Below are 1,613 nucleotides of genomic sequence, written 5' to 3'. Positions count from 1 at the left end.
AACTCAGGAGTTTCTTGGCCATTACCTGCTTCTAATTTTTCAGAAGCGACAACTGCTTGTTGTGCCCAGAAATAAGCCATCATCACATAGCCTGAGAACATCAAGAAATCTACAGAAGCAGAAGATACGATGTCACGGTCTTTACGTGCAGCAAGCATGATACGAACAGTTAAAGTGTTCCACTGAGCACAAAGCTTTGTTAAGTCCCAAGCAAAACGACGTAAGTATTTATTACGAGCATGTGCAGCACAGAACTTTAAGATTTCAGCAGTGTATTCACGAACTACTTTACCTTTTGAGCTTAACAACACTTTACGACCAATCAAATCAAGTGCTTGAACACCAGTTGTTCCTTCATACAGAGTAGAGATACGGGCATCACGTACGATTTGCTCCATACCCCATTCTTTGATGTAACCATGACCGCCGTACACTTGCATACCGTGGTTAGCAGCTTCTAGGCCAAGCTCGGACAAGAAACCTTTTAAAATTGGTGTATAGAAACCAAGTTTATCGTCATAATCTTCAAATGCAGCTTGGTCACCGCGTGTCAAAGCATCTGTCATTTTGTCAGCAAGCTGTGCTGCGTAGTAGATCATTGAACGACCACCTTCAGCGATTGCTTTTTGAGTTAATAACATGCGGCGTACGTCAGCATGGTGAATGATTGCATCAGCAACTTTATCTGGATCTTTTTTACCTGAAAGGGCACGCATAGACATACGTTCTTTGGCATATGGTAGAGCGCCTTGGAAAGATAACTCTGCATGGGCAATACCTTGAACCGCAGTACCAATACGCGCTGTGTTCATAAAGGTAAACATGGCATGTAAGCCTTTGTTTACTTCACCAATGAGGTAACCTGTTGCATTATCAAAGTTCAATACAGCAGTTGCAGAAGCACGGATACCCATTTTGTGTTCGATTGAACCACAGCTTACAGTATTACGTTCACCTACGCCGCCATCCGCAGTTGGGATAAATTTAGGGACGATAAATAATGAAATACCACGAGTACCTGCTGGTGCATCTGGAAGACGTGCAAGCACAATATGAATAATATTTTCTGTTAAATCATGCTCACCGGCAGAAATAAAGATTTTTGTACCAGAAATTTTATAAGTGCCGTCAGCTTGTGGTTCAGCTTTGGTTTTTACCTGACCTAAGTCTGTACCACATTGAGGTTCGGTTAAGCACATTGTGCCGCTCCATGTACCTTCAACAAGTTTCGGCATATACGTTTGTTTTTGCTCATCTGTACCGAATTGCAAAATAGTATTCATACAGCCTGAGCTTAAACCTGGATACATGGTAAATGACCAGTTCGCAGTACCCATCATCTCTGATTTAATCAGATTTAAAGACATTGGTAGGCCTTGACCACCAAATTCTTCAGGATAAGAAAGGCCTTGCCAGCCACCCATTACAAACTGGTCATAAGCTTCTTTAAAACCTTTTGGTGTTTTAACTTCGCCGTTGTCAAAATGGCAACCTTCTTCATCGCCAGATTGGTTAAGTGGAGACAGTACATTTTCACAATAATCTGCTGCACCTTCAAGAATCATATCTACTGTATCAGGATCTGCACTTTCACCATTTGATAAAGTTTTGTA

General features: G+C 41.6%; 1 protein-coding gene. It reads right to left on the bottom strand.

The genetic code is table 11. From position 1 onward, the window contains the following. The coding region (locus VXQ92_RS17120; protein WP_416682625.1) for an acyl-CoA dehydrogenase family protein at window positions 1–1,613 on the bottom strand (1,613 nt) is incomplete at both ends.

Source organism: Acinetobacter sp. 228 (assembly GCF_048147885.1).
The sequence above is the reverse complement of the archived record's forward strand: the minus strand, read 5'-3'. Positions and strand labels throughout refer to the sequence as shown.